This window comes from Pseudomonas sp. B14(2022), assembly GCF_012030485.1.
Classification (GTDB): Bacteria; Pseudomonadota; Gammaproteobacteria; order Pseudomonadales; family Pseudomonadaceae; genus Aquipseudomonas.
In genome coordinates, this window is sequence record NZ_JAAUVM010000050.1 from 1 (window position 1) to 1,252 (window position 1,252).

2 protein-coding genes are annotated in these 1,252 nt (G+C 54.2%); both read right to left on the reverse strand.

The window, feature by feature from the left end; all coding sequences use genetic code 11:
- Positions 1-40: 40 nt before the first annotated feature.
- The gene (locus HCF10_RS30945; RefSeq protein WP_205885951.1) at positions 41-898 is read right to left on the reverse strand and encodes an IS3 family transposase; all 858 of its coding nucleotides are present in this window, start codon (positions 896-898) and stop codon (positions 41-43) included.
- A partial coding sequence (locus HCF10_RS30950) for a transposase (protein WP_205885950.1) occupies positions 895-1,252 on the reverse strand: 358 nt, incomplete at its 5' end. The genes HCF10_RS30945 and HCF10_RS30950, both read right to left, overlap by 4 nt.

The window sequence follows — 1,252 nt, forward strand, 5'->3', positions numbered from 1 at the left end:
ATGGACTTGTTCCCTCAAAACGTACGCCATGAAGCGAGTGTTAAGCAGTTTGCTTCAGTTGCTTTGCGTAGTCATTAGGTGAGCTGTATCCCAGCGCCGAGTGCAGCCGTACCGCGTTGTAAAACCCATGGATGTAGCTTGCGATTGATGCATGGGCCTGCGCTTTGCTGGGATACACACCGGTGGCTTCTTCCTTCTTGAGTGTGGCAAAAAAGCTCTCTGCCACTGCGTTATCCCAGCAATTTCCCTTACGGCTCATGCTTTGTACGAAGCCTCTTTGCGCGATCATGCTGCGAAAACTGCTACCGGTGTATTGCCGGCCTCGATCAGAGTGAAAAATCACACCATGATCAACTGGCGCTTTAGTCCAGGCGTTCATGAACGCCTGTTGTACCAAGCCCTCGGGCATACGGTCCGACAGGCTGTAACCCAGCACCTGCCGGGTTTGGACACTCAACACCACAGCCAGGTACAACCAACCCTGGCGAGTCGAAATATACGTGATATCCCCCACCCAGGCGGGCGCCGGGCTTGTCACAGAAAAGCGTCGTTTCAACACGTTCTCAGAAATGGGTTGGACATACCGGTTATCCGTCGAGTGTTTGAACCGGGCTTTGATTTTTCCTCGCAGCATCTCCTCTCTCATCAGACGAGCTACTCGCTTGTGCCCTATCGCGTACGACCGGTTATGAAGCGCCTTAACCATACGTGGTCGCCCATAAGTGCCGCGGCTTGCCCGATGAATCGCACGAATTTCCAAGCGAATCGCCGCATCTGGATCAGGACGTTCCTGGCGCTTCAAATAGCCGTGAAAGCCCGACACCGAGACCTCCATCACTCGACATAACAGCCTGACTGGAAAATGAGTCCGTTCACGGGCGACGAAGGCGTATCTCAGTTGGACTCTCTGGCAAAGAACGCCGTCGCTTTTTTTAGGATTTCTCGTTCCATTTTAAGCGTGGCATTTTCAGCTCGAAGCCGGGCCAGCTCGCTTTCCAGGTCAGAAACCGGATGCCGGGCGGGAGAACTGAGAGGACGCCCATTGCGTGCGGCGTCCAGCCAATTGCCTAAGGTTTTGACCGAGATATCTAACTGTCGAGCAGCCTCTCCTCGACCAATGCTTTCGGCGAGTGTCACTGCCTGGGCTTTGAAGTCGTCGGTGTAACTGCGGCGGGTTTGCTGTGCCATAAGTGCCTCCAAGGTTACGATTAAAATATCGCTTCTTGGCGTCCGCTGCGAGGGAGCAAGTCCA